The organism is Thalassobacter sp., from assembly GCF_982993085.1.
The window spans coordinates 17,001-36,347 of sequence record NZ_CEZFMW010000012.1 but is presented as its reverse complement, the minus strand read 5'-3'; the positions used below and the strand labels follow the sequence as shown (position 1 = coordinate 36,347).

18 protein-coding genes are annotated in these 19,347 nt (G+C 57.1%); 10 read left to right on the top strand and 8 right to left on the bottom strand.

The annotated features are described in order from the left end of the window. Nucleotides 1-12: 12 nt before the first annotated feature. Nucleotides 13-1,680 (bottom strand): GMC family oxidoreductase, encoded by a 1,668-nt coding sequence (locus tag AC4GMC_RS03660; RefSeq protein WP_487875727.1) that lies wholly within the window; start codon nt 1,678-1,680, stop codon nt 13-15. Nucleotides 1,681-1,889: 209 nt separating this feature from the next. On the opposite strand from AC4GMC_RS03660, the gene AC4GMC_RS03655 reads away from it, so the two are divergent. Further along, the gene (locus tag AC4GMC_RS03655) at nt 1,890-2,801 is read left to right on the top strand and encodes a LysR family transcriptional regulator (protein WP_487875728.1); all 912 of its coding nucleotides are present in this window, start codon (nt 1,890-1,892) and stop codon (nt 2,799-2,801) included. 276 nt (nt 2,802-3,077) lie between these two features. Continuing rightward, nucleotides 3,078-3,710 carry a tyrosine-type recombinase/integrase gene (locus AC4GMC_RS03650; protein ID WP_487875729.1) on the top strand — a complete coding sequence of 211 codons (633 nt, stop codon included), beginning with the start codon at nt 3,078-3,080 and terminating at the stop codon, nt 3,708-3,710. Nucleotides 3,711-3,833: 123 nt separating this feature from the next. On the opposite strand, the gene AC4GMC_RS03645 is transcribed toward AC4GMC_RS03650, so the two are convergent. The 3 genes from AC4GMC_RS03645 to AC4GMC_RS03635 are packed head-to-tail and all read right to left on the bottom strand — an operon-like array spanning nt 3,834 to nt 7,076. Next, entirely contained in the window at nt 3,834-5,054 is a 1,221-nt protein-coding gene (locus AC4GMC_RS03645) for an NAD(P)/FAD-dependent oxidoreductase (protein ID WP_487875730.1), read from the bottom strand. 33 nt (nt 5,055-5,087) lie between these two features. Beyond that, nucleotides 5,088-5,960, bottom strand: a complete 873-nt coding sequence (locus AC4GMC_RS03640) for an MBL fold metallo-hydrolase (protein WP_487875731.1) — start codon at nt 5,958-5,960, stop codon at nt 5,088-5,090. 3 nt (nt 5,961-5,963) lie between these two features. Continuing rightward, nucleotides 5,964-7,076 carry an S-(hydroxymethyl)glutathione dehydrogenase/class III alcohol dehydrogenase gene (locus AC4GMC_RS03635; protein ID WP_487875732.1) on the bottom strand — a complete coding sequence of 371 codons (1,113 nt, stop codon included), beginning with the start codon at nt 7,074-7,076 and terminating at the stop codon, nt 5,964-5,966. Between the two features lie 89 nt (nt 7,077-7,165). Here AC4GMC_RS03635 and AC4GMC_RS03630 point away from each other — a divergent pair, with 89 nt between their 5' ends. From AC4GMC_RS03630 to AC4GMC_RS03620, 3 genes are all read left to right on the top strand, one after another. Further along, nucleotides 7,166-7,924 carry an IclR family transcriptional regulator gene (locus AC4GMC_RS03630; protein ID WP_487875733.1) on the top strand — a complete coding sequence of 253 codons (759 nt, stop codon included), beginning with the start codon at nt 7,166-7,168 and terminating at the stop codon, nt 7,922-7,924. An 81-nt stretch (nt 7,925-8,005) separates the two neighbouring features. Beyond that, the gene (locus AC4GMC_RS03625; protein ID WP_487875734.1) at nt 8,006-9,406 is read left to right on the top strand and encodes a selenium-binding protein SBP56-related protein; all 1,401 of its coding nucleotides are present in this window, start codon (nt 8,006-8,008) and stop codon (nt 9,404-9,406) included. Between the two features lie 3 nt (nt 9,407-9,409). Beyond that, complete coding sequence (locus tag AC4GMC_RS03620; RefSeq protein ID WP_487875735.1) at nt 9,410-10,078, top strand: hypothetical protein; 669 nt, start codon at nt 9,410-9,412, stop codon at nt 10,076-10,078. Nucleotides 10,079-10,740: 662 nt separating this feature from the next. Here the strand turns inward: AC4GMC_RS03620 and AC4GMC_RS03615 are convergent. The 3 genes from AC4GMC_RS03615 to AC4GMC_RS03605 form a co-directional block, all read right to left on the bottom strand. After that, complete coding sequence (locus tag AC4GMC_RS03615; protein WP_487875736.1) at nt 10,741-12,555, bottom strand: TRAP transporter large permease; 1,815 nt, start codon at nt 12,553-12,555, stop codon at nt 10,741-10,743. 4 nt (nt 12,556-12,559) lie between these two features. Beyond that, a complete protein-coding gene (locus AC4GMC_RS03610; RefSeq protein ID WP_487875737.1) occupies nt 12,560-13,243 on the bottom strand; it encodes a TRAP transporter small permease in 684 nt (227 codons plus the stop codon). 70 nt (nt 13,244-13,313) lie between these two features. Next, the gene (locus AC4GMC_RS03605) at nt 13,314-14,315 is read right to left on the bottom strand and encodes a DctP family TRAP transporter solute-binding subunit (RefSeq protein ID WP_487875738.1); all 1,002 of its coding nucleotides are present in this window, start codon (nt 14,313-14,315) and stop codon (nt 13,314-13,316) included. Between the two features lie 180 nt (nt 14,316-14,495). Here AC4GMC_RS03605 and AC4GMC_RS03600 point away from each other — a divergent pair, with 180 nt between their 5' ends. Genes AC4GMC_RS03600 through AC4GMC_RS03585 form a run of 4 tightly spaced genes read left to right on the top strand, consistent with a single transcriptional unit; the run spans nt 14,496 to nt 18,298 of the window. Continuing rightward, nucleotides 14,496-15,401 (top strand): alpha/beta fold hydrolase, encoded by a 906-nt coding sequence (locus AC4GMC_RS03600; protein ID WP_487875739.1) that lies wholly within the window; start codon nt 14,496-14,498, stop codon nt 15,399-15,401. Next, on the top strand, nt 15,398-16,777 hold the full coding sequence (leuC, locus tag AC4GMC_RS03595; RefSeq protein WP_487875740.1) for a 3-isopropylmalate dehydratase large subunit: 1,380 nt from the start codon (nt 15,398-15,400) through the stop codon (nt 16,775-16,777). Before AC4GMC_RS03600 ends, leuC begins: the two co-directional genes overlap by 4 nt. A gap of 11 nt (nt 16,778-16,788) precedes the next feature. Beyond that, the gene (leuD, locus tag AC4GMC_RS03590) at nt 16,789-17,394 is read left to right on the top strand and encodes a 3-isopropylmalate dehydratase small subunit (RefSeq protein ID WP_487875741.1); all 606 of its coding nucleotides are present in this window, start codon (nt 16,789-16,791) and stop codon (nt 17,392-17,394) included. Between the two features lie 19 nt (nt 17,395-17,413). Next, the gene (locus AC4GMC_RS03585; protein ID WP_487875742.1) at nt 17,414-18,298 is read left to right on the top strand and encodes a LysR family transcriptional regulator; all 885 of its coding nucleotides are present in this window, start codon (nt 17,414-17,416) and stop codon (nt 18,296-18,298) included. Nucleotides 18,299-18,542: 244 nt separating this feature from the next. Here AC4GMC_RS03585 and AC4GMC_RS03580 read toward each other — a convergent pair whose 3' ends face one another. Further along, on the bottom strand, nt 18,543-18,830 hold the full coding sequence (locus AC4GMC_RS03580; RefSeq protein WP_487875743.1) for a hypothetical protein: 288 nt from the start codon (nt 18,828-18,830) through the stop codon (nt 18,543-18,545). Nucleotides 18,831-18,993: 163 nt separating this feature from the next. Between AC4GMC_RS03580 and AC4GMC_RS03575 the strand changes: the two genes are divergently transcribed. Continuing rightward, complete coding sequence (locus AC4GMC_RS03575; protein WP_058243064.1) at nt 18,994-19,320, top strand: hypothetical protein; 327 nt, start codon at nt 18,994-18,996, stop codon at nt 19,318-19,320. The last annotated feature ends 27 nt before the right edge of the window (nt 19,321-19,347 follow it).

Here is a 19,347-nt window from a genome sequence, read left to right as displayed (position 1 = left end):
TGATAGGGGCTGTTATTGCCCGGCCAATATCCAGCCAGCGGCTTTTTCGGCGATCATGATCGTAGGCGAGTTGGTGTTGCCGCTGGTGATTTCCGGCATCACGGACGCATCCACCACGCGCAGGCCGGCGACCCCCTTGAGGCGCAGATGTGGATCTAGAACAGCGGTTTCATCATCCTCGCGGCCCATTTTGACGGTCCCGACGGGGTGGAAAATGGTGCTTGCAATATCGCCCGCAAGACGCGCAAGATCTTCATCACTTTGATACTGAAAACCGGGTTTGTATTCTTCCGGAGCATAAGGCTGCATCGCAGGCTGCGACATGATTTCGCGGACCTGCCTCAAGCTATCGGCGGCAACCTTACGGTCGTCGTCCGTGTCCAGGTAATTCGGTGTAATCTTGGGTGCAACGCGGAAATCATCGGAAGCAATCCGCACATGCCCACGGCTGGTCGGGTTCAGGTTGCAAACGCTGACCGTCATGGCCGGAAAATCGTGTAGATCATCGCCAAAGGCCTCAAGGCTGAGCGGCTGCACGTGGTACTCGAGGTTTGCATGGCTGCGGCTCGGGTCGGACCGCGTAAAGGCACCCAGCTGGCTGGGGGACATGCTCATCGGACCAGAGCGCTTGAACAGATATTCCAGACCGATCTTGGCTTTGCCCACTATCGAATTGGCGAGCGTGTTCATCGTTTTTGTGCCTTTGACCTTGAACACCGCGCGGATTTGCAGGTGGTCTTGCAGGTTTTCTCCGACATACGGCTGGTCCATGACCACGTCGATGCCATGCTCTTTCAGCAATGCTGCTGGACCGATCCCCGACAGTTGCAGGATTTGAGGAGAGTTCACGGCGCCGGCAGACAGAACCACTTCCTTGGTGGCTGTGACATTAACAGGGTTGCCTTTGCGGTGAACCTTTGCGCCGACACAGCGCAGAGCGCCATTGGCTTCTTTCTCGAAGCAGAGTTTTTCGACTTGGGCCTCTGTCCAGATGGTTAGGTTCGCACGGTCCCTCGCGGGACGCAGAAACGCTTTGGACGTGTTCCAGCGCCAACCGGACCGCTGATTCACATCGAAATAGCCCACACCGGAATTATCGCCGCTGTTAAAATCACCGATCTTCTGAATGCCGTTTTCCTCTGCGGCATCGGCGAAGCTGTCCAGAACATCCCACCGCAGACGCTGCCTCTCAATGCGCCATTCGCCGCCATGCCCGTGCGTGTCCGAAAACCTGCTGTTGTCACCGGTGACCGGATCAGCGCCATCATCCAATTTGTAGTGGTTTTCGTGCGCCTTAAAATCGGCAAGCGAGTTTTCCCAGTTCCAGGACTCTTCACCGGTCAATTCAGCCCAGTTGTTATAATCGCGCGCTTGACCACGCATGTAGATCATACCGTTGATGGAAGAGCATCCACCCAGCGTCTTACCACGCGGATAAAGAAGGCTGCGCCCGTTCAAACCCTTGTCTGATTCGGTCTTGTACATCCAGTCGGCCCGCGGGTTGCCGATACAATAAAGATAGCCCACGGGGATATGAATCCAGGGATAGGTGTCTGGCTTCCCGGCTTCCAGAAGAAGCACCCTGTTGGCCGGATCAGCGCTCAGACGATTGGCCATCAAGCACCCGGCGGAACCGCCGCCAATCACGATATAATCGAACCCGTTCAAACCTTCAGACATTTGGTCATCCACCCATCAATCGTTTCGTTGCCATGTGCGTTCCGAGAGGGGCAAAGAGCCACCGCACTTGAACATGCCACTTCGAATGGCCGTCGAACCCAGCAGTTGATTTGCATTCACTCGCGGAACGCTGATTTCGCTGTTCTCTGAGCGATGTGGGCGAAAAAACCTAATGACAAATCCCACAATTCGATATTAGAAATTTTTATATGGATCGTTTTTCGAATATTAACAGCATCTTGGCTTTTGTGACCGTGGCCCGCGAGGGAAGCGTATCACGTGCTGCTGAGGTGCTGAACCTTACCCAACCAGCCATCAGTCACCAGATCAAGCGGCTTGGCGAAGAGACGGGAATCACGCTGTTCAACAGAACGTCCACCGGTCTTCAGATCAGCCATGATGGCGCAGCTGTCTTGGCAAAGGCCGAACGGGTTCTGGATGCGATGAGTGACTTCCAGCGCAGCGCCCGCCAAAGGTCTGGTCGGATCAGCGGCAAACTCAGGATCGGAACGATCGTTGATCCTGAGTTTATACGGCTTGGTCGAATTTTGGCGCGCTTGCGAACAGAACATCCGGACATTGAAACAGAACTGACCCACGGTGTTAGCGGCGATATTATGACCTGGCTGAAACGGGGCCAGATTGATGCGGGGTTCTATTTGTGTGGGCCAGACGACCTTGCCACGATGGGATTAGACAGCGAAGATCCAATACATGCACTCAAACTTGCCGATTTCACCTACCGCGTGATCGGTCCTGTTGGGTGGCAGAAGAAGATTGAGAATGCTGATTGGCCAGAATTGGCAAAACTGCCCTGGATCGGCACACCCGAGAGGTCCGTTCATTATCGCCTTTTGTCCAAAATCTATACAAATCCGGCCGATCGTTTGGGGGTGGTAGCGCGTGTCGACCAAGAAGCCTCGATGCTAGAGATGGTGCGATCCGGCATCGGCTTAAGCCTTTGCCGCGAATCCATCGCGCTCCACCAAAAACAATCCTTCGGTCTTGCGGTCTGCAATTCAGTTTCGGTGCCTGCTTGTCTTTGTTTCGTTGCCTTAGAGCGCCGCAAAGATAGTCCGACCCTCTCAGAAACATTCAACCTGTTGCGGAGTTCGTGGTGACTACCTGGCCGCGATCTGCACGGATGGCTGGTTTTCTCGCTGCACGGTGGAGCTATCTCTCTCTCTCTCTCTCTCTCTCATGCTAAAATTCTCTCGCTGCGAGCGCGCGCAGCGCGAAAATCAAACTCACAGTTTGGGCTCCTTGCAGACCAATGCGTGCGCAGAAGAGGCCCATTTGGTTGGCTTCTCAAAACGAGCGTTCAGCCCTGCTTGTACAATCGCCCGGTCAGCGCGGTGCTGATGATTGGGCTTGGAGGGAGGATCGGAGGGCAAATCATGCCTAGAGTTCAGCTACCCGTCGTCACCCCGAAACGCAGAGCTTGGAACAAGGGCCGGATCATCGGACAGAAACGTCCACTGCTGCCAAAACAGGTATGGGCGATCCGTGCTCGACTCGAACTTGCAGGCAATCTGCGCGACCTTGCCTTGTTCAACGTCGCCATCGACAGCAAGCTTCGAGGCTGTGATCTGGTCAAGCTATCCGTGCCTGATCTTGTCAAAGACGAATGCGTCCGAGAACGTGTTTCGGTGATCCAGAGCAAAACCAAGCGGCCTGTTCAATTCGAACTGTCGGAAAACACGCGAGAAACCGTTCTGACCTGGGTCAGATCTCCTGAGATGCTTGCTTGCCTGTTCATGTTCCCAAGCCGGTTTCACGACCGACCACACATCTCAACGCGCCAGTACGCACGGCTTGTCCGCGACTGGGTGAAGGCGATTGGTTTGGAGCCGAGTGGATATGGCACACATTCGCTTCGCCGGACAAAGGCGGCCGAGATCTATCGCAAGACCGGCAACCTTCGCGCGGTGCAACTGCTCCTTGGTCACACCAAAGTCGACAGCACCGTGCGTTACCTTGGTGTGGAACTGGAAGACGCTCTGAGCATAGCCGAGCGCATCGACATCTAACGAACCCTGGCGAACGGTCCTGCCGTTCGCCATTTGGGAGCGGTTATCCGTCCTTCATGCGGCGTTGGAGCATTCTGACCCCACCGAAATCCCGCGAACACCACTTTCAGTTGCCCGTCTGGCTCAGCCAGCAGTCGATTTGGTCAGCCACTCGCGCCCCTTCAGCATTGCGTTCCAATAGACCCATGGAAGAACGGATTTCTTAAGGAACCAGGCTGACCGCCGCGGTTTCGTCGAGTCCCACGGGAAAGTCGGCATGACTTTGCCCCCGTAGCCGAACTCTGCCAGGATTATCTTGCCGTTCTCGACCGTCAGCGGGCACGACCCGTAACCATCATACTTCGGCGCCATGGCGGCGCCCTTCATCCGGGCGATCAGGTTTTCGGCCACGATCGGAGCCTGCTTGCGGGCGGCCGCGGCGGTCTTGGCGTTGGGAGTGGATGTGACATCGCCCAACCCGAACACATTGTCGAACTTGGTGTGCTGCAACGTGGCCTGGTCCACATCGACCCACCCGCCAGCACCCGCCAGCGGGCTTGCCGCGATGAAATCGGGCGCGCATTGCGGCGGGCAGACGTGGATCATGTCGAACTTGCGCTCGACGATTTCGGGTTCTGCACCTTCTTTGGTGACCTTGAACCAGGCCGTCCTGGCGGGGCCGTCGATCTTGACAAGGTTATGTCCGAAATCGAGGTTGATGCCGTATTTCTTCACGTATTCCATCAGCGGCGGCACGTAAGGCGCGCAGCCGAACAGGACCGGCCCGGCATTGCAGAACGACACGTTCATGTCGCCCAGTTTGCCCGCCCGCATCCAGGCATCGCAGGACAGGTACATCGCCTTTTGCGGTGCGCCAGCGCATTTGATCGGCATCGGCGGCTGGGTAAAGATCGCCTGTTTGCCCGACATCTCCTGCACCAGCTTCCAGGTATAGGGGGCCAGGTCGAAGCGGTAGTTCGATGTCACGCCGTTCTTGCCCAAGGTCTCGGTCAGGCCTTCGACCGCGTCCCAGTCCAGTTTCAGACCTGCTGCAACCACGAGGAAGTCATAGCCGACGACCGTTCCGTCGCTCAGCGTCACGGTATTGGCGTCGGGCTGGAACGTGGCGACCGCTCCTTTTATCCGCTTTATGCCGCTGGGCCAGACCGCATCCATCGCCTTCACGGTCTGTTCTTTCGAGAAAATGCCGCCGCCCACCATGGTCCAGCCGGGTTGATAGAAATGCTGGTCCGCCGGTTCGACAATCGCAATATCGAGCGATCTGTCGCGTTTTTTCAGGCTGGTTGCAGTCGCGATCCCTCCGGCGCCACCGCCGACAATCAGAACTTGGTGGTGTTTGGTCATGTTCTTGTCTCCCCTTCGCCGATCCCCGGGTACTCAAAGGCGGTTGATTGGCACTTTCAGATAGGTGTTTCCGTCATCCTCGGCCGGCGGCATCCGACCCGCGCGCATATTCACCTGGATCGACGGGATGATGAGTTTCGGCATGGCAAGCTGGGCATCGCGCTTGGTCCGGAATGCAACGAATTCGGATTCCGACTTGCCTCCGCCGACATGGATGTTGCTGGCCTTTTGCTCGGCGACCGTGGTCTCCCAGCAAAAGGTATCGCGAGTCGCGGTCTTGTAGTCGTGGCACAAAAACAGACGCGTTGTGTCGGGCAGTGCGAGGATGCGCTGGATCGAGTTGTAGAGGTCGGTGGCCGACCCGCCCGGGAAGTCGGCGCGGGCAGTGCCGAAATCCGGCATGAACAGCGTGTCACCGATGAAGGCGGCATCGCCGATAACATAGGTCACGCAGGCCGGCGTGTGGCCGGGCGTGTGCATGACCACCACGTCGAGGTTCCCGATGGCAAAGCAGTCGCCGTCTTCGAACAGGCGGTCGAACTGGCTGCCGTCCATCTCGAATTCAGTGCCTGCGTTGAAGATCTTGCCAAACACCTCCTGCACCGACGAGATGTTGGCGCCGATCGCGATCTTGCCACCCAGGTGCTGTGCCAGATACGGCGCCGCCGACAGGTGATCCGCGTGAACATGGGTTTCGACGATCCATTGCAGGTCCCAGCCATTGGCCCGGATGGTCGCGATCAGGTTGTCGGCGTGTCTTGTGTGGGTGCGGCCCGACGCGTGGTCGAAATCTAGAATGGAATCGATCACCGCACAGGCATTGGATGATGGATCCTTGACGATGTAGCAGGCCGCGTTGGTGGCTTCGTCAAAGAAGCTGTGGACCTCGGGTGATGTCTGTCGCATGGATCAAAATTCGACGACGGCGCGGATCGACTTGCCCTCGTGCATCAGGTCGAAGCCATGGTTGATCTGGTCCAGAGACAGCTTGTGCGTGATCATCGGGTCGATCTCGATTTTGCCGTCCATGTACCAGTCGACGATCTTCGGAACATCTGTTCGGCCAGACGCGCCGCCAAAGGCGGTGCCGCGCCAAACACGTCCGGTGACAAGCTGGAAGGGACGTGTCGAAATCTCGGCACCCGCAGGCGCGACACCGATGATGATGCTCTCGCCCCAGCCTTTGTGCGCCGATTCAAGCGCGGTGCGCATGACGTTCACGTTGCCTGTGGCATCGAAGGTGTAATCTGCGCCGCCGCCGGTCAACTCGACCAGATGGGCCACCAAATCGCCATCCACCTTGGAGGGGTTGACGAAATCGGTCATGCCGAAATGCTTGGCCATCTCGGCCTTGCCGTCGTTCAGGTCCACGCCGACAATCTGGTCGGCCCCCGCCAGACGCAGGCCCTGAATGACGTTCAGCCCGATCCCGCCGAGGCCAAAGACGATGCCCCTGGACCCGATCTCGACCTTGGCAGTGTTGATCACCGCGCCGATCCCGGTGGTGACACCACAGCCGATATAGCAAATCTTGTCGAACGGCGCATCCTTGCGCACCTTGGCCAGCGCGATCTCGGGCACCACCGTGTGATTGGCGAAGGTCGAGCAGCCCATGTAGTGGTGGATCGGCGTGCCATCCAGCATCGAAAACCGCGTAGAGCCATCGGGCAACAGGCCCGCGCCTTGGGTCGCGCGGATCGACTGGCAGAGATTGGTCTTGGGGTTCAGGCAGTATTCGCATTCCCGGCATTCGGGCGTGTAAAGCGGGATTACATGATCGCCTGGCTCCAGCGTCGTGACGCCTTCTCCCACTTCCAGAACGACGCCTGCGCCCTCATGGCCGAGGATCGCGGGAAAGATCCCCTCGGGGTCATCGCCCGAGCGGGTGAATTCATCTGTATGGCAAAGGCCGGTCGCCTTGATCTCGACCAGCACCTCTCCGGCGCGAGGGCCTTCGAGGTTTACCTCCATCACTTCCAGTGGTTGTCCGGCTGCTAAGGCCACGGCGGCTTTGGTGCGCATCTGTCCCCTCCCAAGTTTCGACTTGCTTCGAATCGAAACATTCTCATAATTCGAGACACAGTCTCACAAGATGAGCGAATTCCGTCAATATGCATCTCGAACGTCTCATCAGCCTTCTGGAAATCATCGCTGTCGCAGGCCGGCCGATTTCCGCCGCGGACTTGCAAAGGGCTACGGGCCTGCCCAAACCAAGTTGTTATCGCCTGATCCAGACGCTGGTGGAACAGAAGCTGGTGGACCAACCGGGCGAGGACGGGAAATACGTCATCGGCGAACGGCTGATCCGTATCGCCTTGCTGGGCAAGTCGGACGCGGATGTGCGGCGCTGTTCAGCCCCGATTTTGAGAACAGCCGCGACAAATTTCAATGAAACGGTGTTTCTGGCCCGCTTTCGCGACGGCAAGGTCGAGATCATCCACGTTGAAACCCCCGACGATCCGGCGCGTGCTTTCATCCACCCCGGGCTGGGCGAACGCCCGATGCATGCATGTTCCTGTTCCAAGGCAATCGCGGCCTTCACCGAACCCGATTTCCAGAACGCGATCCTGTCGGGCACTTTGCAGCAATATACCGAACACACTAAAACGACCGAGGCGGCGCTGCGCGCGGAATTCGCCAAGATCGTCGAACAGGGCTTTGCCGATTGCGATCAGGAAATCGACATGGGCATCGCCAGTGTAGCGGCCCCTATTTCCATCGGCAATATCGGCGCAACCTTCAGCGTTGGCGCTGTCGGCCCGATCCGCCGGTTCGGGCCCGACTACCGCCGCGACATCGGCGTTAGACTCAAGGACATATCCGAAAAGATCAGCGGCGCCATTCAACTCTGCAACGTTGCGGAGGTGTGACCCGGCTTCGCTTCTTCAAATCGCCGGACCCAAAAAAAGACCCCGAAACGGGGCGTATTCAATCAACAAGGGAGAAACCACATGAACCTGAGACCAGACCCGACATTCCACGCCTCGCCCAAGCTGGCGATGGAGGCCCCGGTCGAGAATTATGCATTTACCGTGATGCTCAGCCCCGATGGCTCGCAATCGGACGGCATCGCCGTTGTCGATCTCAAGCCGGGCTCCGACACCTATGGCCAGATCGTCCATCAGGTTATTGTGCCCAACAAGGGCGACGAGTTTCACCATTTCGGCTGGAATGCCTGTTCGTCCTCGCTGTCGCCGCTGTCCGGGCACGCATTTCTGGAACGGCGTTACCTGATCGTTCCGGGCATCCGGTCGTCGCGCATCTATGTCATCGACGTCAAAGAGCCGCTGAGGGCCAAGATTCACAAGACCATCGAACCCGAAGAGCTGTTCGCCAAGACCGGCTATTCGCGCCCCCACACCATTCATTGCGGCCCCGAGGGCATCTATGTCTCTTGCCTTGGCGGTGGCGGCAAGGATGGCACCGACGGCCCTCCGGGCATCTTCATCATGGATTGCGAGACGTTCGAGATCATCGGCCAGTACGAGATGGATCGCGGCAAGCAGGACAAGCACTATGATTTCTGGTGGAACCTGCCGCAGGACTACATGGTCAGTTCCGAATGGGGCCTGCCGCCGCAGTTCGAGGGCGGCCTCGTCCCCGAGGATCTGCTCAGCAACAAATACGGCCACTCGATCCACTTCTGGGACCTGCGCAAGCGCAAGAACATCCAGACCATCGACCTGGGCGAAAACCACCAGATGGCGCTGGAAATCCGGCCCGCCCATGACCCGACCAAGTCTTATGGTTTCTGCGGCGTGGTGGTCGACACCACCAACCTGCAAGGGTCCATCTTCACATGGTGGCGGGACGACGATGGCAAATGGCAGGCCAAGAAGACCATCACCATCGACCCGCGCCCCGAAAAAGCAGAGAACCTGCCGCCCTTGCTGCAAGGGTTCGAGGCCGTGCCGCCTCTGGTCACCGATATCGACCTGAGCCTGGACGACAAATATCTCTATGTCGCCTGCTGGGGGCTGGGCGAGATGCATCAATACGATGTCTCCGACCCGATGAACCCCAAGCTGGCCGGCAAGGTCGAGCTGGGCGGCATCGCACGCGGTGCCAAACATCCCAACGGCAAGGATTTCGCCTTTGGTCCGCAGATGGTCGAGATCAGCCGCGACGGCAAGCGTGTCTACTGGACGAACTCGCTTTATTCCACGTGGGACGATCAATTCTACCCGGACGCCGAGGGCGGGCAGATGGTGATGGCCGATGTCGGCGAAAACGGAGGCCTGACGTTGAACAAGGACTTCTACATCGACTTCCCCAAGGGTCTGCGCAGCCACCAGATCAGGCTGGAAGGCGGCGATTGTTCGACCGACAGCTTCTGCTATCCGTCCGTCTAAACGATGGGTGACATGACAACGGTGACAGCCCTTTGGTGGGCTGTCATTTTTTCTGGCTTCTACCACGGCATCAACCCGGGCATGGGCTGGCCGCTGGCCGTTTCGGCGGCGTTGATGGAGCGTCGCCATATGGCGATGCCCAAGGCGCTGGCGATGCTGGCGGTGGGACATTTCCTGGCCATGATCGCCATTCTGCTGCCGTTCTCGCTCTTGGTGTTCCTTGTCGAATGGCAAACCCAGATCCGCATCGGCGCGGGGCTCCTGGTCATCGCGATGGGGGTCTATCTGCTGATCAATCGCAGGCACCCGAAGATACTGGCACGCGTGCATCCGGCCCGTCTGGCGCTCTGGTCGTTTCTCGCGGCGATGGCGCATGGCGCCGGGCTGATGCTGGTGCCCTTCTATCTGGGCATCTCCGACAGCGGCACGCACGACCATGGGCACATGGCCGCACAGACCCTGATGGGCAACACCGTGACCAAGGCCTTGGCCGTCGCGCTGTTTCACACAGCCGCCATGACGCTGGCAGGCGGGGCGATTGCTCTGGTCATCTATTTCTGGTTGGGGCTGAAATTCCTGTCGAAAACATGGTTCAACCTCGACCTCGTCTGGGCGCTGAGTCTTGTTCTGGTTGGTGCATTCGGCGTGACATTTGCCTATATGGGCCACTGAAAACCGACCAGTCGCATTTGTGATCCGAAGAGCCAAATGGAACTTGGTCGCGTTGCGGTCATCGCCAGCCCGCAAAACAGCCTTCCCGCCCACAGGGTCAGTGCGCAAATTGTCTGAAAATCTAGGGTTTCCGCACAGGCAAGTGCCAGAATTCATGCAAGTGCTGCGCTTCACGCCAATAGGTGTACATTCTTGTCGCAACAGTCAACGGCTGCTATTTCAGCACCTTGCAGGTTGGCGACGTGCGCAGCGAATGGGCGGCTTAATTTTGGCTTTATCTGCGTGTTTGAATGACCGGAAACAGTAAACGCGCTACAATGCCGCGATACCGACGCCGCGACGGTGACGGCTTTCTGCGTCAGCAATAGCTGCGCGGGCAAAAGGCGGCTTCGTCCGCACCTTACCAGTTCAGACAGCACGCAGCGAATGCCGTTATTCCCGAACCGGCCACTCATGACCAGCGCGGCGAAGGTGCCGGGAGAGCCCAAAGCTACTGATGCTGCAGAGTGCGTGAACGGCTGCTCAGGGCGGAGAGCGGACATTCGCGGCTGTTGCGCAATATAAATCCAACCACAGCAGAAGCTGTAATTGGGTCAAGATTTGACGGACCAAATTGTATAGGACGAAGATGGCCTGCTTTGAATCTTCATCGACCAACGCGCCTAATTCGTGATGATCTCCGGCCCCATGTAAGCCGTGGGCAACACGGTCGACAGCCATGGGATGTAGGTCACCATGATCAGGAACACGAAGAGCACCGCGAGGAACGGCAACGCCGCCCGCACGACCCGCATCATCGACATCTGCGCAACGCCTGACGTCACGAAGAGGTTCAAACCAACCGGTGGCGTGATCATCCCGATTTCCATGTTCACCACCATGATGATGCCCAGATGGATCGGATCGATCCCCAGCTGAATGGCAATCGGGAACACCAGTGGGGCCACGATCACGATCAGACCTGACGGTTCCATGAACTGCCCACCGATCAGCAGGATGATGTTGACGATGATCAGGAACCCAATGGGTCCAAATCCAGCCGCCAACATCACTTCCGTAATGTGCTGAGGGATCTGCTCGTCCGTCAGAACATGCTTCAGGATCAGTGCGTTGGCGATGATGAACATCAACATGATCGTCAGCTTGCCCGCTTCCAGCAACGTGTGCTTGGTATCGCGGTGCAGTAAGGCTGGCACCGCAAAAATCAGGTTTTCAAGGTTCGCACGCAGCAAGTTGCGCCCACCCACGGAAAGCGAAGTGCCGTATCCACCGCCCGCAGCTTCAAGCCGCTGCGCCCCACGCACCAGTGAGAAGACGAAAACCGCAGGGGGCAACAAAAGGACAAACACAGCACCGATGGTCTGGATCACGGCAAACAGCGCCGTCATCTCCTCGTTGGTGAAAATCATATAGAGCGCATAGAGCATTGGAAGCGCCCCAAAGATCGCCACAGCGCCAAAGGCCACACGCATGCCTTGCCCCGCAGGGACGGCTTTGGCCAGAAGTGCGCCCAGGACGAGTGCCACGACCAAGAAAACCACCGCCGCGTAGATGGCGATCATGATCGACATCCCCATCATAAAGGCCGCAATCGCATAGAGCAGGAAGCTCACAATCGTGAACCCCCAGACACGCAGCCCCAAAAGGCCCACATCGGCATCCGCTTCTGGCAGCCAGCTCTTGCCTTTCAGGGGTCCCATATCGCGATAAATGAAGATGGAAACGATGAAGGCATAGACGGACGCGATGGCCGCCGCTTCCGTGGGGGTGAATACGCCCCCGTAGATGCCGCCCAAGATCACGACCATTAAGAACAGACCCCAGCTTGCATCAAGGATCGTGGAAAACACCTGCTCAAATCCCTGCCACTCGCCTTTTGGCAAGTTCTTAATGCGCGCGATCACATAGATCGTCACCATCAACATGATCCCCGCCAACAGGCCCGGAATGACGCCCGCCAGGAACATCCGACCGACCGACACATCCGTTGCGGACGCATAGACGACCATTACAATCGACGGCGGGATCAGAATGCCCAAGGTGCCCGCGTTACAGATCACACCAGCGGCGAAGTCTTTGGAATACCCCGATTTGACCATGCCCGCGATCACGATTGACCCAACCGCCACGACCGTCGCCGGCGATGAGCCGCTAAGAGCAGCGAAGAGCATGCAGGCCAGAACACCCGCAATCGCCAGACCGCCGCGCACGTGCCCGATGATTGCAATCGCAAATTCGATAATCCGCCGCGCCACGCCGCCCGTCGACATGAAGGATGAGGCCAAAATGAAGAACGGGATCGCCAGCAGCGTATAATGACCGGCCATCGCCTGATACAGGGACTGCGCGATGGACCCAAGCGAGCTGTCAGACAGTACCAACAGGAACAGCGTTGAGCTCAGGCCAAGGGCCACGGCGATCGGCACACCGATCGCCAGCAAGGCCACGACCATGCCGAAAAGAATGACAACATCCATTGTTCTAAGTCTCCTTGGACAGGCTCTCAGCTGCCTCTTCCACAGCGTCTTCGGCCTCATGGCTAACGATCAGACTTTCGAGCTCACCTCGCACAATCCTCATCAGATTCTGCGCCAAACGATAGGCTGTCAGGGCCATTGCAAACGGCAGCATGGCATAGGGCACAAAGCGCGGTAGTTTCTCGTAGGGTTCGCCCAAGTTGAAGGTGTTCTCCAGCCAGATTTGCGCGAACGGGATCGGAATTTGCTCGGTCTCATACCAACCCTGATCTCGGGAGTTTTCAAAGCCCGTGGGGAACCAGCGCCCAGACGTTGCATCAAACCCGGCAAACGGCGCCCAGTAGTCCCAAGCGCCCTTCAAGAGCAGGAGCGCATAAATCAGACAGAGGGTCGCCGCCAGTATTCCCATCAGACGTTTCGGTCCCGGCGCTAGCAGATTGATCAATGCGTCCACACCCAGATGGCTGACCACCTTGAATCCATAGGCGATGCCAAACAACACGAGCCAAGCGAACAGGACGAGCGTCAGCTCAAGCCCCCAGATCAACTGGCTGTTAAATCCATAACGCATTACCACGTTGATAAACGTCACGAGGGTCATTAGGCCCAGCAACACGGCGATGATGGTTTCTTCGATGGTGTGAACGACCGCACCGAACCGCCCTTTTGGTTGATATCCACCCGACATTGCTATCCCTCCTCAAGAAGGGATCGGCCACCAAAGCAGCCGACCCGATTGTTAGCGAAAAGCCAGAGCCCTAGAGTGCCGCGTTGATAGCTTGCGCAGCATCGATGTTTTCCTGGCCTACATCGTCAATGAATTGCTCCCAGACGGGCTTCATGGCTTCGACCCACACTGCACGCTGCTCGGGTGTCAGTTCTCGGATCACACCGCCGGCATCGATGATGGATTGCTTGGCCTCTTCGTTCACCGCGAAGCTCTCCGCGTTGCGGGTCTCGGTGACTTCACCAAGGATCGTAAGGAATTGATCACGCACCTCTGGATCAAGGCTGTCGAGGAAATCGACGGACGTTACGACAAGATAATCGATGATGCCGTGGTCTGTTTGGGTGATGCCGTCCTGAACTTCAAAGAACTTCTGGCCCCAGATGTTGGACCATGTGTTCTCTTGGCCAGCAACAACGCCCGTTTGTAGGGCACCGTAAACTTCGGAAAAGGACATCGGCTGCGGGGAGGCTCCCATTGCTTCCATCTGCGCAATCAACACGTCTGACGGCTGAACACGGAACTTCAGACCTTCGGCATCCGATGGCACCATCAGCGGCACATTAGCCGACATCTGCTTCATGCCGTTGTGCCAATATCCCAGACCCTGAAGGCCACGACGTTGCATGGAATCGAGCATCGCCTGACCGGTGTCAGACGCTTGGAACGCATCTACAGCTTCGATGTTCGCGAACATGAATGGCAGGTCGAAAATGCGGAACTGGCGAGTGAAGGCCTCAAACTTGGACAGGGATGGTGCGGCCAATTGGACGTCACCTTGCAGCATCGCCTCCAGCACTTGGTCATCGTTGTAAAGCGACGACTGCGGGAAGACTTCCATGCACATTACGCCATCCATTTCGGCGTTCACACGCTCCTGCAGCAGCGTAGCAGCGATGCCTTTGGGGTGGCGGTCTGTGTTTGTGACGTGGCTGAACTTAACGACGACCTCACCCTCATCGCAGTCCGCCAAAGCGGAATTCGCGCTGATCGCCATTGTCAGGGATAGTGCAGTGGTTAGTAGAAATTTCATGGTATCCTCCTCTGATCCGGTTTGCCGGACACCCCGTGTCTCTGGTGCGGCTTATGTCAACAAAGACTATCGGGGTTTCGCACGGGGATTAGTCGGCATAACTGATCAGTTTTCCCGATTAAAATTCGCGAACTATTCTGAAATACTGGACAAAGTGTATTTTTCCCCAAGGAGTCGGAAATGTTCCAGGAATTCGTGGAAGACCACATCGAAGGCGATGGTGCGACACTGTTCGTCCGCCGCGCGGGGCCCGACGGGGCGCCACCGATTGTCCTTCTTCATGGCTATCCACAAACATCCGCCATGTGGCACGGTGTGGCGCCAATTCTGGCACGCTCTTATCAGGTTATCTGTCCGGATTTGCGCGGGTATGGACGGTCTGACAAGCCGACGTCGAACGGGGCGCATGAACCCTATTCAAAACGCGCCATGGCGGGTGACATCGTCGCGGTCATGCAGCGTTTGGGGCATGAAAGGTTTCTGGTTGGGGCCCATGATCGGGGTGCGCGGGTGGCGCATCGGATGGGTCTGGATCATGCTGATCGCGTGGCGGCTATGGTATTGTTGGACATTGCCCCGACGCGTGAAATGTACGCCAATACGTCTGCAAAATTTGCAGAGATGTATTGGCATTGGTTCTTCCTGATCCAGAAACACCCACTGCCCGAACAAATGATCGGTGCTGATCCGAAAGGATTCTGGAAACTGAAATGCTTCAATCAGGCAGGTGGTGAGAACCCGTTTTCTCCCAAGGCTCTATCGGAATACTTGCGCGCTTTTTCTGATCCCGATGCCATCCATGCAAGCTGTGAAGATTACCGAGCCGCCGCCACCATCGACATCGAACACGACGATGCGGACGAAGGGCGAAAACTTGAAATGCCTCTTCTGACGCTCTGGGCGAAACGTGGAGTGATTGAAACCTGCTTTGACGCGCTTGGCCTTTGGCAAATGCGCGCCGCACAGGTCGAGGGCGAAGCGCTCGACACCACACATTACATGGCCGAGGAAATCCCGGAAGACATTGCATCACGCATGTCGGATTTCTTTGCCCGTCACCCTATCCAAGCGGAGACAGCCGAATGAACCGGACGCTCTACGACAAATTGGTCGACGCCCATAAGGTGTGCGATCTGCCCGATGGCGACATGCTGATCTATGTCGATTTCCACATCATGAACGAATACACCAGCCCGCAGGCCTTCTCGGGCCTCGACACAAAGGGCCTGAGCGTATGGCGACCAGAGGCGCATCTGGCGGTTGTCGATCATGTCAACGCGACCCGAAGCAGTGAACCGCATGATGCGGCGTCCAAGCTGCTCATCGACAACTTGCAGGCAAACTGCACCAAACACGGTATCGCCTTTTACGGACTTGGCGACCCGCGACAGGGCATCGAACACGTTGTTGTTCCGGAACAGGGGCTCGTCGCGCCGGGTATGCTGATCGCTTGCGGCGACAGCCATACCACCACCTATGGGGCTTTCGGCGCGCTTGGCTTCGGGATCGGCACATCCGAGGTCGAACACGTGCTCGCCACCCAAACCTTGCGCTACAAGCGCATGAAAACCATGCGCGTTATGATCGACGGCGACATAGCACCCGGTGGAACGGCAAAAGACATCATCATGAAGGTCGTGCAGGTCGTTGGCGCAGGCGGGGCCAATGGATATGCGGTTGAATTTGCAGGCTCAGCCATTCGCGGTCTCGATATGGCCGGACGTATGACCGTTTGCAATATGGCGGTTGAGCTGGGTGCTCGCGCGGCCTTGATTGCAGCGGATGACATTACTGAGCGTGCATTGCAGGGTCATCCTCATAGCGGTCATTTTGACTTCGAAAGTGAAACCTGGGTCAGTGATTCCGAAGCCGTATTTGACCAAGAAGTCACCATCGCAGGGGCCGAAATTGAACCGTTGATCACTTGGGGCACGAGCCCAGATCAGTCAGTGCCCATCACAGCGAATGTGCCTTCTGAAAAGGACTTTGTCTCCCCGAAGGCTAAAGCGGCGCTGGAACGGGCGTTGCAATACATGGGGTTGAACGAAGGGCAACCGGCCCAGTCAATAAAGATCGACACGGCATTCATCGGCTCTTGCACCAACAGCCGTATCGAAGACCTGCGCGAGGCCGCCAAAATCCTGGACGGCCGGAAAGTTGCCGACGGAGTCGAAGCCATCGTTGTGCCAGGGTCTGCCATGACACGTATCAAGGCCGAAGCGGAAGGGTTGCGTGCCATCTTTGAGGTAGCAGGTTTTGAGTGGCGACCTGAAGCAGGCTGTTCGATGTGTCTGGCGATGAACGACGACATTGCAATGGATGGAGAGCGGGTAGCCTCATCAACCAACCGAAACTTTGAAGGACGTCAGGGCCGCGGTGCGCGCACCCATTTGATGTCGCCAGCAATGGTGGCCGCGGCCGCCATCGCTGGCCATCTGGCTGATGTGCGAGATTTCAAATGAAAGACAAACAGATGACGAAAACGATCAACGGGATCGCCGCCCCATTGCCACTGGCCAATGTCGATACCGACGTGATCATGCCTAAGCGGTTTCTGATCACGATCACCCGCGAAGGCTTGGCTGACGGCACGTTTGCCGACTTGCGATTTGACAACGCGGGGGGCCAGCGCCCGGACTTCATTTTGAACAATGCGCCTTGGACACAGGCCAACATTTTGGTCGTCGGTGACAATTTCGGCTGTGGGTCCAGTCGGGAACATGCCGTTTGGGGCCTGCGCCAGCTTGGAATAGATGCGTGCATCGGGACAAGTTTTGCAGGGATATTCTACGACAACGCCCGCAAAAACGGCCTTGCACTCCCACTTGTTTCCCCCTCGACACGGGACGCACTTTTGCAATTTGCGAGCGATGCCCGTGGCGGCGAGTTATCGATTGATCTAGAAAAACGAACGATAGCGGCAGGCAAACTGTCGGAGCCTTTCGAGATGGACGATGCCACACAAACATCGCTGATCCGAGGTCGCGATGATACGCTAGACTCGCTGGATTATGCAGGTGCGATCCGGGATTTCGAAGCCGGATTGAACAACAAGATGCGTGTAAGCGTTTTAAAGTAGACCGACAAAGGGGGACAGATTGGATATCAGACAACTGGAATGCTTCGTCGCTGTCGCCGAAGAGCTCCACTTCCGACGCGCAGGGGAACGATTGGGGCTAAGCCAATCCGCACTGTCTGAACGGGTCTCCGCGTTGGAGCACGAACTTGGGGCGAGGCTGCTTTTCAGAACGACCCGGCAGGTCAGCCTGACCCAAGCCGGATCGGAATTCATTCAAGATGCCAAAAGAATTCTATCCGATATCGAAAGATCAGTCTCCAATGTTCGTCATACTGCCGAGTCTGACCTGCGTCACATCCGGGTTAGCGGCGTTGACGAAGCGATTTCGATGTTGTTGCCGCGGACTCTGCTGGCTTTCCGGCAAACCGACCCAAAAGTCCATGTTCAGGTTCTGGAAATTTCCTCCTCTGAACAGCACTCCCAAGAATTGATCGGCCATCGTACCGATGTTGCCTTTGTTCGCACGCCTCTGGATGACGAATTCATTACCAGCGAGCTCCTGCACCGCCAGCCAATCGTGGTTGTCCTTGCCAACGCCAACCCGCTTTCCGGCGCGGCGTCTCTTTCCACTTCCGATATCGTTGACCAACCGATCGTGGGGTATCCCAAGCACGCGCGACCAATCCTGCACGAGGCATTGTGGAGCGGTTTTCGCCAAATTGGCGCTCAACCAAATATTGTCTGCGAGATCATCGATAAGTCCACTCTGCTGCAGTTCGTGGCCCAAGGTCTCGGGATTGCGCTGGCACCAGCCTGGGTCAAGAATATCGCCCCTCCCGGCGTTACATTCGTCCCGTTTGAACCATGCGAAAACCAAATCGATCTGTATGTTGCGTTTCGAAAGTCAGGGAACTCTGACACCATTAAAAGTTTCGTCGATACCGTAAGAACAGCCGCCGTCTAACAGCATGGCGCCGAAGTATGCTTTGACGAGGGCTCAGTTTCTGTTCGGTGTTGCCAAGTTCTTGTCGCCGTAGCGAAATGTCGACAATACGGGCTGCAACTGCGGCATCATTGCATTCACTCAATGTCCGGTTTGGGTTGTTTGCAGACACTGGCACTCAGCAGCCCAACGGCAGCTTTGTCCGCGTTGGCGACCTTCGCGGCAGCTTTGTTGAACGGCAGTTTTCTCTACTTGAGGACGGGTATCATTTCCTCATGTCGTTCAGGAATTCCAGAACGCGCGCATAGTCTCCACTGACCACGCGCGCTTGCTCGAAGACCTCTCGCCTCTGCTGATCTAGGCAACGGAAATAATTCTCTACATCCGCAAAATAAGCCTCCGCATCGCGCTTCAACAGATCCGCATAGGCCTGCACGTCATCGGCATCGGTCGGCATCCACGGCGGCGCAGGCGGCAAACAACTGCCCGCGATCGCGGCAGATCCCCAGCTCAGAACGACAATAGCCACGCATGTTTGTTTCAAAAGCCCCATATTATCTTGGCTCAGCCACTCCGTTGCAGTAAATTTGTTTCAACGCATGAAGGGCGCAACAACTCAAATTGCACCTATTGATTGCAAGATTATAATATTGTATCGGTTCGGTAGTCCATGAGGGACTGCCGGGCCAATGCACAATTCTGCAAGGCTCGATCCTATGAATTTGATGCAAGACGCCCCTAATGTTGTCAGTGAAGACGGGCTGCGCACACTACTTGCCGAGGGTCATTCGGCGGATGTTGTGTGCCGGGTTACGCCCAAACGTACAGGTGCTCAGTGGTCCGGAGTTTGGACCGTGCATTGCGTCTCGCCAGATGGCGAGACGCGTCGCCTGCTCGTCACCGCGCGTAACAACATGGCGGCCCGAGAGTTTAAGACAATCAACGGCTTATCCAGCTTCCTCGCCGGGCTTGGTGTTTCGATCGTCTCGATCCCCATGTTCGAAGGCAAGATCGCCTCTCACAAGTTGGACGACGCGGGCTAAGCCACTTGCCGTCTTCGCAGCATTCCT